We start from the raw sequence: 18816 nt of genomic DNA on the forward strand, positions 1-18816 counted from the left end.
TCCTATCCGATTCGTCCGGCGGATATGACACTCCGCAACATCAGGTCCAATTGCTCGTAGGCGCCCGCAGCCAGTCGTTCGAGAAGCGCAAGTTTCAACTCGGGTGCCTGTGCGGTCAGTTCTGCATATCGCTCCGGAGTCAGCACGGCCACGGTGACCGTGGAATCGGCGCGGATGTCGTTGAGGAACGGAGTGTCGAGGAACATCGTCATCTCGCCGAACGTCATTCCGGCGGAGAGCGTCGTGATGCGGTGCTCGACCCCGTGCGCGTCGGTGAACATGGTGCTGACCTGGCCACTGAGAATCAGGTAGAAGCCAGACGCCGATTCACCTCGGCGGGCGATCTTCTCGCCGCGGGCATAGGTTCGCGTCTCCAACTCTGCCGAGAATCCCTCGATCTGTGCCGCGGACAGAGCATCGAGAACTGGGTGGTCCTCGATCGAGATCGTCGACGCCTGCCGATCGGCCTCACAATGCACCGCAAGCAGCGTGTCTTCGCACCACTGCATGGCGGAATCGAGATCCGCAAAAACCCGACCACTTCTTCTGGCGGGGTCGATGCTCGAACTTCGTTGTCCCAGCAGTCCTTGCGGATCGACGACGGCCACAGCACAAGCCTGCTCGGCCAGCTGAACCTGCAGCGCAGTGATCATGCGCACCGCGACGTCGCTGGCGTCGTCGACGCGGCGGACGTCGATGACGACAACCTCGAGGCCCTCGTCCACCGAGCCGATTTCGCGGACCGCCGATTCGGCACCGGTGAAGAGGAGATCGCCGTGCAGTTCGTAGACCCGGCTGCGCTTGCCGACGTCGTCGAGCACGGCCTGTTCGGTCGGGGTGCGTCGTACTCGCGACGGTGCTTCGATGACGCTGTATCTGGCCCGGATCGACGAGCGTGACGCCCGCGTCACGTGGAGGAAGTGCAGTTCGAGTTCCTTCGACAGCGCGCGGGCAGACGCAACTCCGCGAACACTGTTGCCGTGAACGTCGAGCCTGGGGGAGTACACGGCGATGCCGATCTGGCCCGGCAGAACCGCCAGCACTCCGCCGCCGACGCCGCTCTTGGCCGGCAATCCGACCTCCACCAGCCACTTGCCGGCGCCGTCGTACATCCCGCAGGTTGCCATGACACTGAGGACCTGTTCGACGCCTGCGGGTGCCAGCGCACGCTCGTGGGTGAGCGGATTGACGCCGTTGTTCGCCATCGTCGCAGCCATCAGACTCAGATCACGGCAGGTCACGTCGATCGAGCACTGACGGAAATACAGGTCGACGGCCTCGTCGGGATTGCCGGTGATGACGTCGAAGGATCGCAGCATGTGGCCGATCGCACGGTTGCGGTGACCGGTGCGGGCCTCGGAGGTGTAGACGGCTTCGTTGAAGGTCAGCTCGCGGCCTGCGTATCGCGAGTACGCCGACCGGATGCGCTCGAAGCGGGCCTCGGGATTCGGTCCGGCAACCAGTGATGCAGCGGTGATCGCCCCGGCATTGATCATGGGGTTTCGTGGCCGTTCGGTGAGCGGGTCGAGGCTGATTTCGTTGAACGGCTCGCCAGATGGTTCGACGTCGATTTTCGCGGCAACCGCCTCGCTTCCTCGATCGGCGAGAGCCAAGGCGTAGGTGAAGGGCTTCGAGATCGACTGAATGGTGAACGGGATTCGCGAGTCACCGATCTCGTAGACGTAACCGTCTACGGTGGCGATGCAGATTCCGAACGAATCGGGGGCGACCGCCGCGAGTTCGGGGATGTAGTCGGCCAACTCGCCTTCGTCGAGTGATCGGACTTCGTCGAACACTCGCGTTATCAGGTCGTCGACCACAGTTCCCATACGTCGACCTTAAGCTGACATGGCGGTCGTTTTGTGGAAGAAGAGTTGCCGAGTCGATCGCGACGGATCCCATTTGTCTGTGATTGCGATCACGAGCGATCCGCGGGATTTCGCTGTTACGCGAAGTCACACCGGAATCGGGCCGAGTCCGCGTGTCGGTTCGCCGGAACGCTCCGTAGACTGGCAGCACTGTCGCGAAGACAGCCGCGGCGCGCACCGGTGCAGCTGTGAAGCACGGAGGGAGCGATCTCGTTGGGTGTTCTTGCCCGCATTCAGGGTCCTGACGATCTACGTCAGTTGAGCCACGCCGAGATGACGGAGTTGGCCGACGAGATTCGTGAGTTCCTCGTGCTGAAGGTCGCTGCGACCGGTGGTCACCTCGGGCCCAACTTGGGCGTCGTGGAGTTGACCCTCGCACTGCACCGAATTTTCGACTCGCCGCAGGACGCGATCATCTTCGACACGGGCCATCAGGCCTACGTACACAAGATCCTCACCGGTCGTCAGGATCAGTTCGATACTCTGCGTAAGCAGGGCGGACTGTCCGGGTATCCGTGCCGCGCCGAGAGCGAACACGACTGGGTCGAGTCCTCTCACGCTTCCGCCGCGCTGTCCTATGCCGACGGCCTCGCGAAGGCCTTCGCGTTGACGGGTCAGAATCGCCACGTAGTTGCCGTCGTCGGTGACGGTGCGCTGACCGGCGGAATGTGTTGGGAAGCTCTCAACAACATCGCGGCAGGCAAGGACCGTTCGGTGGTGATCGTCGTCAACGACAACGGCCGCTCGTACGCACCGACCATCGGCGGACTCGCCGACCATCTCTCGGCACTGCGCACTGCGCCGAGTTACGAGCGCGCCCTCGACAGTGGCCGACGCATGGTCAAGAGACTGCCCTGGGTGGGGCGCACCGCGTACTCCGTCCTGCACGGAATGAAGGCGGGTCTCAAAGACGCGGTCAGCCCTCAGGTCATGTTCACCGATCTCGGTATCAAATACCTCGGACCGGTGGACGGACACGACGAAGCCGCCATGGAATCGGCATTGCGCCGGGCGAAGGCCTACGGCGGACCGGTCATCGTGCATGCCGTCACTCGAAAGGGCAACGGTTACGCACACGCCGAGAACGACGTGGCCGACCAGATGCATGCCACCGGTGTCATCGATCCCGTCACCGGTCGCGGCACCAAGTCGTCCGCGCCGGACTGGACGTCGGTCTTCTCGGCCGCGTTGATCGAGCAGGCTTCGCGTCGTGAGGACATCGTCGCCATCACCGCGGCGATGGCCGGGCCCACCGGCCTCGCGGCCTTCGGTGAGAAGTTCCCCGATCGGATCTTCGACGTCGGTATCGCCGAGCAGCATGCGATGACCTCGGCCGCCGGTCTTGCACTTGGCGGACTTCACCCCGTCGTTGCTATCTACTCGACCTTCCTCAATCGGGCTTTCGACCAGTTGTTGATGGACGTCGCTCTGCTCAAGCAACCGGTGACAGTCGTGCTCGACCGCGCCGGGGTCACCGGAGTCGACGGCGCCAGCCACAACGGCGTCTGGGATCTTTCGCTGCTCGGAATCATCCCGGGGATCCGCGTCGCGGCACCGCGTGACGCCGACACGCTGCGGGAAGAGCTGGACGAGGCGCTTCTCGTCGACGACGGCCCAACCGTCGTTCGTTTCCCGAAGGGCGCTGTACCCGAAGCGATTCCGGCCGTGAAGCGACTCGACGGAATGGTCGACGTTCTCAAGTCCAGCGAGGGTGAGCGCGGCGACGTGCTCCTCGTCGCGGTGGGCCCGTTTGCATCCCTGGCACTCGAGATTGCCGAGCGGCTCGACAAGCAGGGCATCTCGGTTGCCGTCGTCGATCCGCGGTGGGTTCTGCCGGTCGCGGATTCGCTGGTGAAGATGGCGGACAAGTACGCCCTCGTGGTCACCATCGAAGACGGTGGTCTGCACGGCGGCATCGGTTCGACGGTCTCGGCCGCGATGCGGGCAGCCGGAGTGCACACGTCGTGCCGCGACATGGGCGTTCCCCAGCAGTTCCTCGATCACGCCAGCCGCGAGGCCATCCACAAGGAACTCGGACTCACGGCTCAGGACCTCTCCCGCAAGATCACCGGCTGGGTGGCGGGGATGGGCAGCGTCGGCGTCCACGTCCAGGAAGACGCGTCCTCGGCGTCGGCTCAGGGCGAAGTCGCGCAAGGCTGACGGCTCGTCTCACGATAATCTCGAAAAGCGGTGGCCCTCGGATCAATCCGAGGGCCACCGCTTTTCGGTGTGACACCGTGAGATCTCGCTACTGGACGGATTCGAGTGTGCTGCCTCGCGTTTCCTTCACGAACCTCAGGACGACGAACAGCGACAACACTGCCATGACGGCGTAGCCGGCGTAGGTGTACGACAGATTCCAATCGGCCAGTGCCGGGAACGTCCAGGAGACCAGGAAGTTCGCGACCCAGTTGGTGGCGGTCGCAATTCCTACTGCTGCAGCACGCACGCGGTTGGGGAACATCTCGGAGATCAACACCCAGACCACCGGGCCCCAGGACAGAGCGAAGAAGAATACGAATGCGTTCGCACCGATAAGTGCGATAGTCGCGTTCGCTCCGGTCAGCGTGGCCACAGATTCGCCGATCTCGTTCTTGGTCACTGTTGCCGAATGGAAACAGAACGCCGCGGTGCCCAGTGAGATGGCCATACCGGCGGAACCGACCAACAACAGCGGCTTTCGACCGACCCGGTCGATGACGGCGATGGCGACAAATGTACCGACGATGTTGACCAAGGCGCTCACGACGCTGATCAGCAGGGATCGGTCGGCGCCGAATCCGACCGCCTGCCAGAGGGTGCTCGAGTAGTAGAAGATCACGTTGATACCGACGAACTGCTGCAATGCGGCGAGTGCAATACCGACCCACACCAGATGGGAGACCCCGAGCCGCTTCGAGAAGAGTTGGCGGACTGTGGTCTTGGCTTGCTTCTCCGTCAGAGATTCGCGGATCTCGTTCATGCGTTCGGTGACGGCGTCGTGATCTCCACCTTCGAGATCGGAGATGATCTTGCGAGCACGATCGTCCTTGCCCTGCGCCACGAGGAACCGTGGAGATTCGGGAATCGTGGTTGTCATGATCAGGTACAGGACTGCGGGAACCGCCTCGAGCATCAGCATCCACTGCCAGGCTTCGAGGCCTGCGATCTGATTGCGATCACCACCGGCCGCGGCCTGGAGGGCGTAATTGACCAACTGCGACACGGCAATTCCGAGAACGATCGCCAGTTGGTACATCGAGCCGAGACGTCCGCGAATCGCGGCGGGGGAGATCTCCGCGATGTAGGCCGGGGCGATGACTGACGCGAAACCCACTGCCAGGCCGCCGACCACGCGCCAGAACGTGAGGTCGTAGACGCTGAACGGAATTGCGGAGCCTACGGCGCCGATGATGAACAACACCGCGGCTATCTGCATGACGCGGATGCGGCCGAGTCGGTCGGCGAGTGTGCCTGCGATCCAGGCGCCGAGTGCTGCGCCGAGCAGAGTCAGTGAGACCGTGAGCCCGGTGCCCGAGGCGCCGATGTCGTACTTGTCTCGGATCGCACCGACCGCCCCGTTGATGACTGCGGTGTCGTATCCGAACAGAAAACCGCCGAGCGCGGCGGCGCCGGCGAAGAGCACTGCATGTCCGACGTCGGCGCGAGTAGCGCCTGATCCTCCGCCGGAGGCGGTTCCGCTGAATGCCATTCCTGCCCCCTCAAAGGCCCTACGGTCGACACCCCGATGCGCCGATCCATCCGCGAGCACTCTGCACGCTACGCCCACCGGGGCAGATTTGGCGGGGACTCACGCGCCGTTACCCAGCTGAGTCCATTCCCGCAGCGAATCAGCTGGAAACAGTGATGTCGTATTGATTGCAGTTATTATGCAAACAATATGGTAAGTGCAGGTGAGGGCGCTTTACTCGCCCGAGAGACGCTCGGCTTTTGCTGCGATGTCTTCGAGATCCTTCGCCATGAATTTCCGGGTCACCCGCCTCTCCGGCGAGCCGTTCGATACGGATCACGCCGGAGAGGGTTGTCGGGAAAATCTCGTTTCTAGGCCGAGGCGCGCTTTGCGGCTTCGCTCAACGTCGGTGTGATCTGGCCGAGGACCCACGGCGTGCTCAGGACGTTGACGTTGCTCAGTCCGCCGATGACCCGGGTGTCGCTGAGGAATGCGGTGGATCCACGCTTGACCGCGCCGAGTCCACCGACTGCGGGTATGCCCGACGGATCACCGGAGCCGTCGGTGAAGCCGACGATCACATCGGCGTCGATGTCGGCGATGTTCTCGTAGGAGATCGTCTTGAAGAACGATCCACCTGCATTGTCCGCGGCTAGCTTCTCGACGCCCGGTGCGTTGACGAACCCGAGTTCGGTCAGCACCTGGACCCGCGGATCAGTGGGCAGATAGACGTTGATGTTGCTCGAATCGGTGTCGAAGTTGACCACTGCCAATGTCTTTCCGGCGAACTCCGGGTGGGCTGCGGCGGTATCGGCGAGAGTCGCGTCGAGGCCGTCGACGAGCTTGTCGGCCTCTTCGCTCTTGCCGACTGCCTTGCCGACGATGCGGGTCTGGTCCTGCCAGGATGTCTGCCAGGCCGCGCCGGGGTAGGCGGCCGTCGGTGCGATCTTGCTCAGTTGGTTGTAGACGGATTCCTCGAAGCCCTCGTACGGCGCGAGGATGACGTCGGGGGTCAACGACGCGATGGACTCGATCGGCGGTTCTCCGCTGGCCGGCATGTCGAAGAGCGTTGTCTTGTCCGCGTCGAAGTAGTCCTGCGCCCAGGGCATGACGCCGTTGTCGTCCGCGCCGTAGGTGTACTTGGGCTGTCCGACCGGAGTCAGATCGAGTGCGTACAGGATGTCCTGCGCGTTCCATCCGAGGGTGACGAGGCGCTCGGGTTTCGAGTCGATGGTCGTGGTGCCGAAGGTGTTCTCGATGCTGACGGGGAATCCGCCCGTACCTTGGGATGTCGTGGATGTGCCTGAATCCGAGGAGCACGAGACAAGTGCGGTGACCGCGATTGCAGCCGCACCGAGGGCAGTGAAGCCCCGAACAGAAGTTTTCATGAAGGGCAGCCTAACCTACTGAATTTCGGCAGCCAAACGAAACCGATTGTGCCGTTTATGCAGGTGGGAGTCGGATCTGGACCGCGTTTCTCAGTGCACCGTTTCGGTGGGCAATACTTTCCTCGTGCGATCACAGCAGAAGATTCTCGGTGCCGCCCTCGGACTGATCGAAGGTGGCGGATTCGAGGCTGTGAACATTGCCGCAGTTGCCACCGCGGCCGGTGTCTCGCGCCAGACGGTGTACTCGATTTTCGGCACACGTGAAGAGGTCGTCTCCCAGGCGATGGGCGGTCTCGCTGTCGAGGTTCTCGGGGAGATCACGGCACAGGTGGAGTCGGTCGACACGGCGTGTGAATACGTCGTCGAATTCATCGTTGCCGCGCGAACTGCCGTGCGTGCTCACCCGGTGCTCGCGACTCTGCTCCTCGCCGAGCGGGGAAACCCTGTCTTCGATCTCGAAATGATGAGTCGAGCAATACCTTTCGCTGGTCAGATGCTCACCCCTATGGTCGAACGTGGCCTCGCCACCGAGGCGGAGTTGGATGAGATAGTGGAAATTGCCGTGCGACTGGGGCTTTCGGTTGTTGCATTCGACAGTGACCTCGTACATTCCGACGACTCCTTGCGGGCCTTTCTCTCGAGGTGGCTCGGGCCCGCAATCCGGTCGACCTCGTAGTTCCTTGCCTGCTCCGCCGAAACCTTGACACTCGAGCGTCAGAGTGTCTAGTTTTGGCGTGCCCGGAATTCTCTGGCGACATTCTTCGAGGGAGCACCAGTCATGTCCGGAGTGAAACGTAGATCATTCTTGGCCGGTACGGCCGCCGTGGGAGTCGCGATGATGGCGCCACGCACGGCCAGGGCTGCAACAGGGATTCCGCTGACACGTGAAGTGCACCGTGTCGTGGTTATCGGATCGGGGTTCGGCGGCGGGGTGACGGCACTTCGCCTGGCCGAGGCGGGGGTTCCGGTCACTTTGCTGGAGAGAGGGATTCGGTGGCAGACCGGGCCGAATGCCGAAACTTTCCCGCACCCCGCCAGCCCGGACAAGCGCATCCTCTGGCATCAGTCAAACCCGACTCTGTTCGGCAGGCCGGCGATCTTCGAGCCATACGCGGGTTTGTTGGAGACGGTGACCGGTGAGAACATGACCGCGATCTGCGCAGCCGGTGTGGGCGGCGGATCGCTTGTGTACCAAGGGATGACGCTGCAACCGGAAGAAGCGGTCTTCAACACGCACTTTCCGGAGGAGCTCGATTACGCACGAATGGACCGCGTCCATTACCCGCGGGTGGCGCGGATGCTGCAAGTGGAAACTGCACCAGACGAACTGATTTCCAGCCCGAACTACGAGGCGGCACGTGTATTCGCGCGTAACGCAACGCGTTCCGGTCTACCCGTGTCGAAGATTCCGATGCCGATCGACTGGAACTTCGCGTTGGCCGAACTGAGGGGTGAGATGAAGCCGTCTTACACCAACGGTGACGGCGCGCTCGGTGTCAACAACGGTGGCAAGCATTCGGTGGATGTCACCTACATTGCGGCTGCGGAAGCGACCGGATTGGTGAATGTGGAGACTCTGCACCAGGTCACCGATGTCGAGCGGGCTGCCGACGGACGGTGGCGCGTGTACGTGGACCGGACCGACATTTCCGGCAAGATTCTCGAGAACAAGATCTTGACGACGGATGCGCTCGTCATGGCTGCCGGCAGCATGAACACCACCAAACTCCTGGTCCGCGCCGCGGCAACGGGGCGGATCAGGGATCTACCGGACGAGCTCGGCGCAGGGTGGGGGACCAATGCCGATCGGATCTACATCTGGTCGGATCTCGCCGAGAACTTCGGTGCGACGCAGGGCGGGCCGGTCGTCTACGGCAGCCGGAACTGGGACGACCCGCATAACGCGTTCACCGTCATTCAGGCGTCGTTCCCGCCGGTGGCGTTCGACGCTCACAGCACGGTGATGGTCGGATTCGGTGTGAGCCGCGACCGAGGTCGGTTCGTGTACGACTCGGCGCGGGGTGAGGCGGTGCTCCGTTGGCCGAGTGATGGCGACTCTGCGATCCAGCAAGGCCACATCGGACCTGCGGCCCAGCAGATCGCGGCAGGAGGACTGCTCACCGATACGAACGCGATACTGCCGTCCACGTGGCATCCCCTCGGTGGTGCCTGCATGAACTCGGTGTGCGATCTTGATGGGCGGATTCTGGGCCAGCGGGGGTTGTACGTGCTCGACGGCGCTCTGCTGCCGGGAAACTCCGCTGCGTGCAATCCGTCGATGACCATCGCCGCCGTCGCGGAGCGTGCGCTCGAGAACATCGTGAAAGACGATGTGGGAACCCTATTCTGAACCTGCGCAAACGCCACGGACGGCGCACCCGAGGGCACGCCGTCCGTGACGGGTCGATCGACTGACTCAGACGCTGGCAACACCAGGCGCGAGGAAGCGCTTGCCGTTGACGGCCTCGGAGGTGCCGGTGCGGTCCAGGTACGGCGTGATGCCGCCGTTCCAGAATCCGAATCCGCCGCCGAGCAGCAGGCAGAGGTCGATGTCCTCGGCTGCCGCCACGACGCCCTCGTCGAGCATGATCTGAATTTCCTCGGCAAATGCACGACGTGTGCGCTCGAGGACCTCCTCCGAAGTTGACACCTTGTCACCCTGCGGCCACAGTGCGGCGACCTCGGGGTCGACGGCCTGACCGTTCTCGCCCCAGGTCCACACGCCGGGCTTGCGGGCCTCGACGAGTGCTTCGAGTCCGGGTGAGCTCTTGAACCGGTCCGGGTACGACTCCTGCAGGGTCTCACCGGTGTGCAGTGCCACTGCGGGTCCGACGAGGGCCAGCAAGGTGAACGGCGACATGGGCATGCCGAGTTCGGCGATGGCATTGTCTGCGACGTCGAAGGGGGTGCCTTCGTCGACGGCGGACATGACCTCACCCAAGGTGCGGGTGACGAGGCGGTTGAAGACGAAGCCGGCCTTGTCGCCGCAGAGGACGGCGGACTTCTTCAGCGACTTCGCGGTGGCGAAAGCCGTTGCGAGAGTGGCATCATCGGTCTTGCTGCCCTTGATGATCTCGAGGAGGGGAAGAACGGCCACCGGGTTGAAGAAGTGGAAGCCGACCACACGCTCGGGATGCTCGAGGCCGGACGCCATTTCCGTGATGGAGAGCGAAGAGGTGTTGGTGGCGAGGATGGTTTCGGGAGCAATGAACTGCTCGAGTTCCGCGAAGACCTTCTTCTTGACGTCCATGTTCTCGAAGACGGCTTCGATGACGAAGTCGGTCTTGGCGAACGCGGCCTTGTCGAGGGAACCGGAGACGAGCGCCTTGAGGCGGTTCGCAGCGTCGGGGGACAGGCGCCCCTTGCCCTGGAGCTTCTCGATTTCGGTGTGGACGTAGCCGACACCCTTGTCGATGCGTTCCTGGTCGATGTCGGTCAGGATGACCGGCACCTTGAGCTGGCGGACGAAGAGCAGCGCGAGCTGGCTGGCCATGAGGCCGGCGCCGACGATGCCGACGCCGCTGACCTTACGAGCGAGCGAGCGGTCGGGTGCTCCGGCGGGACGCTTGGCGCGCTTGTTCACCAGATCGAAGGCGTACAGACCAGCCCGGAGCTCGTCCGTCAGCAGAAGATCGGCAAGAGCCTCGTCCTCGGCCGCGAAGCCCTTGTCGAGCGAGGCGGCATCGGTGATGTCGGTGCTGCGAGCCAGTTCGAGCAACTCGACGGCCTTGACGGCGCCGGGAGCGTTGCCCTTGGTCTTGCCGTCGACGATCGCCTTCGCACGAGCAATCGCGTCGTCCCAGCCCTGGCCACGATCGATCTCGGGGCGAGCGGGGGTCACTGTGCCGGCGAGGACCTGCGACGCCCAGGCGAGGGACTGCTCGATGAAGTCGGCAGAGTCGAGAACGACGTCGACGACGCCGAGTTCGAGTGCCTTCTTGGGGGAGAGCACCTTGTTCTGGTTCAGCGAGTTCTCGATAACCACGGTGACGGCGTTCGACGGGCCGACGAGGTTGGGGAGCAACTGCGTTCCGCCCCAACCGGGGACCAGACCGAGGAATGCTTCCGGAAGACCCAGTGCGCCCGCATTGGCGGCAACCGTGCGGTAGTGGCTGTGCAGTCCGACCTCGAGGCCGCCGCCCAGAGCGACACCGTTGATGAAGGCGAACGTGGGAACGGACGACTCACGCAGGCGTCGGAACACCTTGTGACCCAAGCGGCCCAGCTCGAGTCCCTGCTCACGAGAGGTGATCGCGGGAACACCCTTGAGATCCGCGCCGGCGGCGAAGATGAACGGCTTGCCGGTGACGGCGATGGCAACCGGGTTGGCGGCAAAGGCTTCGTCGAGGGCGGCGTCGAATGCTGCGAGTCCGCCGGGACCGAAGGACGACGGCTTGGTGTGGTCGAAGCCGTTGTCGAGGGTGATCAGTGCAAACGGGCCCTCGATGCCGGGGACCGAGATGATCTTCGTGTAGGCGTTCGTCACGACCTCGTCGGCGAATGCTGTTGCAATATCAGACATTTAGTTAACTCCTGCCTGGTAGTCAGCGTGGTTCGGGTTCTCCCAGATGACGGTGCCGCCCATGCCGAGGCCGATGCACATGGTGGTCAAGCCGTAGCGCACGTCGGGACGCGTCGCGAACTGGCGGGAGAGCTGCGTCATCAGGCGAACGCCCGAGGAAGCGAGGGGGTGGCCACACGCGATGGCGCCGCCCCACTGGTTGACGCGCGGGTCGTCGTCGGCGATTCCGTAGTGCTCGAGGAACGCGAGGACCTGAACGGCGAACGCCTCGTTGATCTCGAAGAGTCCGATGTCCTCGATCTTGAGGCCGGTGCGTGCCAGCAGCTTCTCAGTGGCGGGAACCGGGCCGATGCCCATGACGGCGGGGTCGACGCCCTGGTAGGCGAAGCCCACCATGCGCATGCCGACCGGCAGGCCGAGCTCGGCTGCGGTGTCCTCACCGGCGAGCAGTGCTGCGGTGGCACCGTCGTTGAGTCCGGCTGCGTTACCGGCGGTGATGCGTCCGGCCGGGCGGAACGGCGTCTTGAGCTTCGCGAGATCTTCGACGGTGGTTCCGGGGCGCGGCGGCTCGTCTTCGGTGGCCAGACCCCAGCCCGCGGAACTGCGGGTGGCGACGGGGACCAGGGTGTCGGCGATGAAGCCGGCCTTCTTGGCAGCGTCGTACTTGTTCTGGCTGTTGACGGCGTAGGCGTCCGTGCGGTCCTTGGTGATGGTCGGGAACCGGTCGTGCAGATTCTCGGCGGTGTTACCCATCACGAGGGCGCTCGGGTCGACCAGGCGGTCGGCGAGGAAACGCGGGTTGGGGTCTGCGCCCTCACCCATCGGGTGGTGACCCATGTGCTCGACGCCACCGGCGATCACGACGTCGTACTGGCCGAAGCCGATGCCCGACGCGGTGGTGGTGACGGCGGTCATCGCGCCGGCACACATGCGGTCGATGGCGAATCCGGGAACGGTTTCGGGGAGACCGGCGAGGATCGCAGCGGTGCGGCCGATGGTCAGGCCCTGGTCACCGGTCTGCGTGGTGGCTGCGACAGCAACTTCGTCGATCCGTGCGGGATCGAGCTGCGGGTTACGGCGAAGCAGCTCACGAATCGCCTTGACGACGAGATCGTCTGCGCGCGTGTCGGCGTACATGCCTTTCGGGCCGGCCTTGCCGAACGGGGTGCGAATGCCGTCGACGAAGACGACGTTGCGTTGGTTGTTTGTGGATGGAGCCACGCGAATTCCTCCTGATGGAGCTGCCCACCGCACCGAAGGGCGGCGAGACGTTGGTTCGGCGATCACGGCCAGGCGTCCGGCCTCGTATCGAGCGTACTACTGCCCATTACTGACCGGTAACTTAACGTGCCGAATTGCTCCAACCTCACACCGGGGTCAGGTCAGGATTCCGGCTCTTCCACTTCGGGCTCGGCCGGGACCACGGAGTTCAGTGCCTCGGCGAGGACGGGAACGGTCAAAGTGCGTTGCCAGCCACGTGCGCCACCGGAAGTGAGCTTGGTCTCGATCGCACTCTCGACTTCGGCGATGTCCGAGTCGGGTTCCAGTTTCCAGTCCCAGCACAGGCGCCTGACCAGGTCGGGTTGGAGCAGATTCTCCACGGGCACCGAAACCTCTTTGCTCAGGTCCGACAGTGCTGCGCGCGCCGCGGTCAACCGATCAGCCGCCGCTGGATCCTGGCGGGCCCAGCGACCGGCAGCGGGCGGCCCGACGATGGGCGGGGTTTTCGGCGGAAGCTCGCTGTCGGGGAGCCTGCGCGCGGCTTCCAGTGCGTCCATCCAAATACGCGAATACCGGCGTTGACGTGGTCCGCCGAAGACGGGAAGCGAGCGGAGCGCATCCAGCGACCGAGGATCTTTGAGAGCGGCATCGATGATCGCGGAGTCAGGAAGAACCCGACTCGGAGACACGTCGCGCTTGCGTGCGAGATCCTCGCGCGCCTGCCACAGCGCCCGTACCGCCGCCAACTGACGGGTGGTCTTGAGTGAGGTGATGTGCGACGTACGACGCCAGCGGTCCGGTTTGGGCTTGGGCGGGCCGGCCAGACGGATGTACTCGAACTCTTCCTTCGCCCAATCGAGTTTGCCTTGGGATTCGAGTTCGGCTTCCATTGCGTCGCGCAGTTCGAGAAGCACTTCGACGTCGAGGGCGGCGTAGTTCAACCAGGCGTCCGGCAGCGGACGTGTCGACCAGTCCGCAGCCCCGTGACCCTTGCGAAGTTCCACTCGCAGGGTTCGTTCCACGATCGCGGCGAGTCCGACTCGCTCGAACCCGGCCAGTCGTCCGGCCAGTTCGGTGTCGAACAGCTCGGCCGGCGTCAGGCCCAGTTCGGCGAGGCCGGGGAGATCCTGATCGGCAGAGTGCAGCACCCATTGCAACGGGTTGATCACCTCGGCCAACGGCTGCAGGTCTTGCGCTGTCGGAATCGGGTCGAGAAGGAACGATCCTGCTCCTTCGCGGCGAAGCTGGATCAGGTACGCCCGTGCCGAATAGCGGAATCCGGATGCGCGCTCGGCGTCCACGGCGAGCGGGCCGTGGCCGGAGGCCAGCGCGGCCGCGGCGTCGGCGACACCGGCGGCAGTGGTGATGACGTCCGGAACTCCGTCACGCGGAACGAGCAGCGGAACTACGTCGGAGGTGGGCTCGGTTGCATCATCGGTGACTTCGGACATGGTCACTGACTCTACGTCGCAGTCGGGGCCGGGGTTGTCACCTCAGCGTCGAACAGTTCGTCGAGTGCGGCTCCGAAACCTTGCGCGAGCTGGTCCAATTCGGGTGCCAGATCGGAGCAACTGACGATGCCGACGTCGAGTTTTCCGTCGAGAGACATCACCGTCACGTTGAGACCTGCTCCGTGAAAGATCGGGCCGAGCGGGAACATTCCCTTGATCTGGGCACCGAGGAAGTAGAGCGGGACCGGTGGTCCAGGCACATTCGACACGACCAGGTTGGACACGACGGGGTGACGCTCGGCGAGTTTGAGCGACGAGTACACGCGCATGGCGGCGCCGAACACCGCCGGCGAAGCGAACTGCGACCAGTCCTGGAGCATGTTCGCGCCCAGAGCCTCGTTGTGGTTCTTCGAGGTGGCGTTGTAATCGCTGATCGCGTGCAGGCGTTCGACCGGATCGGCGATCTGGGTGCCGAGTTGCGTGAACATGCCCGAGATCTGGTTCGTGCCCGGACGATCGGATTTGCCGTGGACCGACACCGGCACCATGGCGACGAGGGAGTCCTCCGGCAGTTCGTCCCGGTCCTCCAGATACTTACGCAGTGCCCCGGCGCAGAGCGCGAGAACCACGTCGTTGACCTTGACGCCGTGACGGTCCTTGACGGCTTTGACCTTCGCGAGATCGAGTTGGCTGAACGCGACGTTGCGGTGACCGGTGATCGCGCCGTTGAACGAGGTCCGCGGCGCGGTGAACGGAGCAGGCATCGCTTCACCCTTTCGCGCACGCGTCACCCACTTCGGGAGCATGGCGATTCCGCCCGGGACCAGACGGGCGATTCTTGCGGGTCGGGCGATGACGGCCATGAGTCCGCCGATGGCGATGTCCAGCGTTCCCGCGTCGCCCGCACCCTGTGCGGTGGGATCCACGAGCGCCGGTGAATCCGGTTCGAGACTGCACAGCTGAGCCAGGATGTTCGCGCCGGTGACACCGTCGGCAGCGCTGTGATGGATCTTCGACATGACGGCGATCTGTCCGTCGGCAAGTCCCTCGATGACCCACATCTCCCACAGCGGTCGGGAACGATCCAGCGGTTGGCTCGCGATGTGTCCGGCGAGCTCTGCCAGTTCCGCGTGTGTGCCGGGAGCAGGTACCGCGGTCCGATGGCAGTGCCGCTCGATGTCGAAATCGTGATCGTCGACCCACACGGGGTAGTCGAGATTGAGACGGGAATCTTTGAGTTTGCGCCGGAAGGTCGGCATGGTGGCCATTCGCGAGTCCAACTCGCGAAGCAGCTTCCGGTAGTCGTAGCCGCCCGGGATGGTCGTGGGGTCGAGCAGGACAAGTCCACAAACGTGCAATAGCTGGGTCGGTGTTTCCAAGTAGAGGAAGGTCGCGTCGAGTCCGCTGAGACGTTGCATGACTCATTCTAGAACAGGTTCTAGTATTTTTCCGGGGGAATGCTCAAACGAGTGACAGAGTCAGTCGTTCTGCCGCGACAGCGTGGTTATCCCGGCAGGCGGAAGCCCCGCCGCGTACGCGAGAACCTCGCAGAAAGCCTCGACGTGGTGAGCCAATTCGGACGAAGTTGCAGTCCAGGACGCTCGCAACTCCAGTTGATGGGCTCGCGGAGGCCCGGCGATGTCGCCGTACCGCACGGAAGTTGTAGCTGTGACCGTACCGCCCAGGGCCACAAAAGGTTCCGGTCCGGCCTCCAAAGCGTCCACCAGCCAACTCCAGGCTACTTCGGGAAGTAGTGGATCCGCGGCGACGGCTTCGTCGAGATCGGCCTGGATGTACGCCACCAACCGCATGGTGCCGTTCCACGCCTCGTCGCCGTCCGGATCGAACAACAGGATCAGGCGGCCGAAAGCGTCACCTTCGGACTGCTCGGCCACGACGTCGGAGTCCGGGTGGAGAACCTCGGCCCCCACCGCGTGGCTGTACGGAGCGAGGCGCTGCGGCGGGCGGATGGGACCGACCTCTATCTCGGGCCGAACCCGCGCAGCGGTCATCGCCTCCACGGCGGCACGGAACTCGGCCGGGTCGGCTGTCGATCCGGATGTCGTCACAGGTCAGGACGTTAGTCGGGGATGCGGGCGGGGAGGTGGAGGCGCGCCGACCGAGTGTGGCTCGGGTGTGTGGCCGCTCACGAACCGCTCGGGTGTCCGATCCCGAGTGTGGGACGTGGCAGCATTGAGTCGATCGAAGACACACGTTGGCGGAGAGCGCGAGGACTGATGAGCGGGTTGGACAACATGAATTCAGGCATTACCGGGTCGGCGGAATACAGCGCTCGGCGAGTCTTGCCCGACGCACCGTTGCTTGCCGCGGCGACCGGACGCACTCCGAGTCGACGGCCGGTGTGGTTCATGCGTCAGGCAGGGCGTTCGTTGCCGGAGTACCGCGAGATCCGCGCCGGGATCGGCATGTTGGAATCTTGTTTCGATCCGGCGCTGGTCTGTGAGATCACGATGCAACCGGTGCGCCGTCACGACGTGGACGCGGCAATCCTGTTCTCGGACATCGTCGTTCCACTCAAAGCCGCGGGAATTGATCTCGACATCGTTGCCGGCGTCGGACCGGTGGTCGCCAATCCGATTCGCTCCATCGCCGACGTTGCAGCACTCCCGCGACTGGTTCCCGAAGAGGTAGGCGCAATCGCGCAGGCCGTTCGGCTTCTCACCACCGAGTTGGGCTCCACGCCGCTGATCGGCTTTGCCGGAGCGCCGTTCACTCTGGCGTCGTATCTGGTCGAAGGTGGTCCGAGCCGGAACCACGAGAAGACCAAAGCGCTCATGCACTCCGATCCGAAGACCTGGCACGCGTTGCTCGGAAGTTTGGCCGACACCACGATCTGCTTCCTGCAGGCGCAGCTCAAGGCGGGCGTCGACGCGGTCCAGCTGTTCGACTCGTGGGCCGGCGCGCTCTCGCTGGCCGATTATCGGGAATTTGTCCTGCCGCATTCCGAGCGAGTGTTCGCCGAGGTTGCCGCTGCCGGCGTCCCGCGTATCCACTTCGGTGTCGGCACCGGTGAACTTCTCGGCGCGATGGGGGAGGCAGGCGCCGACGTCGTGGGTGTCGACTGGCGGATTCCGCTCGACGTCGCGGCTGGTCGTGTCGGTCCGGGTAAGGCGCTGCAGGGCAACCTCGATCCCGCCGTACTGTTCGCGGGCCCCGAGGTGATCGATCGTGAGGTGCGCCGGATCGCCGCCGAAGGGGACCGCGCGATCGAGGCCGGTGCCATCGGCCACATCTTCAACCTCGGCCACGGAGTTCTTCCCGACACCGATCCCACGGCGATCACCGCGGCGGTGGAGCTGGTGCACTCGCTGTGACGACCAATCGGCCGTCGGTCGCGGTGATCGGAGGAGGAATCTCCGGTCTGGTTGCCGCGTACCGGCTTCGGCGCAGTCTGGGCTCCGAAGCGGACATCACGATCGTCGACGACTCACCGCGACTGGGCGGGAAGCTGCGAACGATTGATCTGGGCGGTGGCCCGATCGACATCGGTGCCGAGGCTTTCATCGCCCGTCGGCCGGAAGTTCCTGCGCTTCTCGCCGAGCTGGGTCTGACCGATCAGATCGTCTACCCTGCGGGGCTGAGCCCGTTGATCTGGTCTCAGGGATCACTGAGTCGGTTGCCCACCGGAACCCTGATGGGAATCCCGGCATCGGCGGAGTCGGTGAGAGATCTTGTCGACGAGCAGACCCTGGCTCGCATCGCCGCCGAGGCCGGCGTCCCGCTGGAGTGGACCCGCGGTTCCGATTGCAGTGTTGCCGAACTGGTTTCGCAGCGATTCGGTGATCAGGTGGTCAGCCGATCGGTGGATCCGCTTCTCGGTGGGGTGTATTCGGGGCTGGCGGAGACCATCGGCGTGCGTGCAGCTTTGCCGACACTCGCTGCGGCCCTCGATGCGGGCTCTCGGAGCCTCACGGATGCAGTCGCAGCCGCATTGCCGACGCCTGCACCGGGGCCGGTGTTCGGAGCGCTCAGAGACGGGTACGGCATCCTGCTCGATGCGCTGCAGCAGGCCGCCGACGCGACCTTCGTCCGCGGCGAGGCTTCTGGGTTGCGCAGCGACGGGGCTGGTTGGAACGTCGATCCGCTCGGAAGCGTCGACGCGGTGATTCTGGCCGTCCCGGCGCCGCGCGCAGCGGCGCTGTTGGCCGGAGTCGATGCGGATGTTGCGAGTACCGTCGCTCGGATCGAACTGGCGTCGTCCGCGGTGGTGGCGCTCCGGTTGTCCGGGCAGGTCGAACTTCCGCAGAATTCAGGGATCCTGGTAGCCACCGACGCCGACCTGACCGCCAAGGCGTTCACGCTGTCGAGTCGAAAGTGGACACACCTCGCTGATCGCGGTGAGCACCTCGTTCGGGTGTCGTTCGGTCGATTCGGTGCATCGGAGATCGTCGACCGGTCGGATGGCGAGTTGATCGACTTCGCGCGCGCCGATCTCGAGACCGTGACCGGAATCACCGAGGAGCCAGGCGCGACCTTCGTACAGCGGTGGCACGGAGGTCTTCCCCAATACGCCCCAGGTCACACGGAAATCGTGGCTGAAATCGAGTCCGGGATGACGCAGTTCGACGGCCTCGCCCTGGCCGGGTCGTGGCTGCACGGCGTCGGGGTTCCGGCGTGTGTCGCAGTCGGCACGACGGCGGCTACACGGATATTCGAGCGAGTGGCACGATAGACC

13 protein-coding genes are annotated in these 18816 nt (G+C 64.2%); 5 read left to right on the forward strand and 8 right to left on the reverse strand.

Translation table 11 applies throughout. The features are described from left to right. Positions 1–2 precede the first annotated feature (2 nt). The gene (glsA, locus tag BH682_RS13385; protein WP_047269337.1) at positions 3–1829 is read right to left on the reverse strand and encodes a glutaminase A; all 1827 of its coding nucleotides are present in this window, start codon (positions 1827–1829) and stop codon (positions 3–5) included. 252 nt (positions 1830–2081) lie between these two features. On the opposite strand from glsA, the gene dxs reads away from it, so the two are divergent. Continuing rightward, positions 2082–4028, forward strand: coding sequence for a 1-deoxy-D-xylulose-5-phosphate synthase (gene dxs / locus BH682_RS13390; RefSeq protein ID WP_007732868.1), 1947 nt, complete (start codon positions 2082–2084; stop codon positions 4026–4028). Between the two features lie 88 nt (positions 4029–4116). Here dxs and BH682_RS13395 read toward each other — a convergent pair whose 3' ends face one another. Together BH682_RS13395 and BH682_RS13400 are read right to left on the reverse strand one after the other, a co-directional pair. After that, a complete protein-coding gene (locus BH682_RS13395; protein WP_050656622.1) occupies positions 4117–5559 on the reverse strand; it encodes a sugar porter family MFS transporter in 1443 nt (480 codons plus the stop codon). Positions 5560–5909: 350 nt separating this feature from the next. Further along, positions 5910–6926 carry an iron-siderophore ABC transporter substrate-binding protein gene (locus tag BH682_RS13400; RefSeq protein WP_075833068.1) on the reverse strand — a complete coding sequence of 339 codons (1017 nt, stop codon included), beginning with the start codon at positions 6924–6926 and terminating at the stop codon, positions 5910–5912. Positions 6927–7050: 124 nt separating this feature from the next. Here BH682_RS13400 and BH682_RS13405 point away from each other — a divergent pair, with 124 nt between their 5' ends. Continuing rightward, positions 7051–7602 carry a TetR/AcrR family transcriptional regulator gene (locus tag BH682_RS13405; protein ID WP_042920005.1) on the forward strand — a complete coding sequence of 184 codons (552 nt, stop codon included), beginning with the start codon at positions 7051–7053 and terminating at the stop codon, positions 7600–7602. A gap of 102 nt (positions 7603–7704) precedes the next feature. Then, a complete protein-coding gene (locus tag BH682_RS13410; protein ID WP_083954666.1) occupies positions 7705–9276 on the forward strand; it encodes a GMC oxidoreductase in 1572 nt (523 codons plus the stop codon). Between the two features lie 66 nt (positions 9277–9342). Here BH682_RS13410 and BH682_RS13415 read toward each other — a convergent pair whose 3' ends face one another. The 5 genes from BH682_RS13415 to BH682_RS13435 form a co-directional block, all read right to left on the reverse strand. Continuing rightward, the gene (locus BH682_RS13415; RefSeq protein ID WP_007732875.1) at positions 9343–11448 is read right to left on the reverse strand and encodes a 3-hydroxyacyl-CoA dehydrogenase NAD-binding domain-containing protein; all 2106 of its coding nucleotides are present in this window, start codon (positions 11446–11448) and stop codon (positions 9343–9345) included. Continuing rightward, entirely contained in the window at positions 11449–12669 is a 1221-nt protein-coding gene (locus BH682_RS13420) for a thiolase family protein (protein ID WP_003942598.1), read from the reverse strand. Positions 12670–12830: 161 nt separating this feature from the next. Beyond that, positions 12831–14120 (reverse strand): HRDC domain-containing protein, encoded by a 1290-nt coding sequence (locus tag BH682_RS13425; RefSeq protein WP_064688814.1) that lies wholly within the window; start codon positions 14118–14120, stop codon positions 12831–12833. 11 nt (positions 14121–14131) lie between these two features. Further along, on the reverse strand, positions 14132–15538 hold the full coding sequence (locus BH682_RS13430) for a WS/DGAT/MGAT family O-acyltransferase (RefSeq protein WP_003942594.1): 1407 nt from the start codon (positions 15536–15538) through the stop codon (positions 14132–14134). A gap of 60 nt (positions 15539–15598) precedes the next feature. Continuing rightward, a complete protein-coding gene (locus tag BH682_RS13435) occupies positions 15599–16189 on the reverse strand; it encodes a DUF3000 domain-containing protein (RefSeq protein ID WP_003942604.1) in 591 nt (196 codons plus the stop codon). Positions 16190–16357: 168 nt separating this feature from the next. On the opposite strand from BH682_RS13435, the gene hemE reads away from it, so the two are divergent. Both hemE and BH682_RS13445 read left to right on the forward strand, forming a co-directional pair. After that, positions 16358–17455 carry a uroporphyrinogen decarboxylase gene (gene hemE / locus BH682_RS13440; protein WP_003942625.1) on the forward strand — a complete coding sequence of 366 codons (1098 nt, stop codon included), beginning with the start codon at positions 16358–16360 and terminating at the stop codon, positions 17453–17455. Then, positions 17452–18813 carry a protoporphyrinogen oxidase gene (locus BH682_RS13445; protein WP_058038721.1) on the forward strand — a complete coding sequence of 454 codons (1362 nt, stop codon included), beginning with the start codon at positions 17452–17454 and terminating at the stop codon, positions 18811–18813. Before hemE ends, BH682_RS13445 begins: the two co-directional genes overlap by 4 nt. The last annotated feature ends 3 nt before the right edge of the window (positions 18814–18816 follow it).

The organism is Rhodococcus sp. YL-1 (genome assembly GCF_001942025.1).
Classification (GTDB): domain Bacteria; phylum Actinomycetota; class Actinomycetes; order Mycobacteriales; family Mycobacteriaceae; genus Rhodococcus_F; species Rhodococcus_F qingshengii.

Bases quoted from the DNA above. Each gene is read 5' to 3' on its own strand.
- glsA (WP_047269337.1), bottom strand. From the start codon at position 1,829: ATGGGAACTGTGGTCGACGACCTGATAACGCGAGTGTTCGACGAAGTC.
- BH682_RS13395 (WP_050656622.1), bottom strand. From the start codon at position 5,559: ATGGCATTCAGCGGAACCGCCTCCGGCGGAGGATCAGGCGCTACTCGC.
- BH682_RS13400 (WP_075833068.1), bottom strand. From the start codon at position 6,926: ATGAAAACTTCTGTTCGGGGCTTCACTGCCCTCGGTGCGGCTGCAATC.
- BH682_RS13410 (WP_083954666.1), top strand. From the start codon at position 7,705: ATGTCCGGAGTGAAACGTAGATCATTCTTGGCCGGTACGGCCGCCGTG.
- BH682_RS13415 (WP_007732875.1), bottom strand. From the start codon at position 11,448: ATGTCTGATATTGCAACAGCATTCGCCGACGAGGTCGTGACGAACGCC.
- BH682_RS13425 (WP_064688814.1), bottom strand. From the start codon at position 14,120: ATGTCCGAAGTCACCGATGATGCAACCGAGCCCACCTCCGACGTAGTT.
- BH682_RS13430 (WP_003942594.1), bottom strand. From the start codon at position 15,538: ATGCAACGTCTCAGCGGACTCGACGCGACCTTCCTCTACTTGGAAACA.
- hemE (WP_003942625.1), top strand. From the start codon at position 16,358: ATGAGCGGGTTGGACAACATGAATTCAGGCATTACCGGGTCGGCGGAA.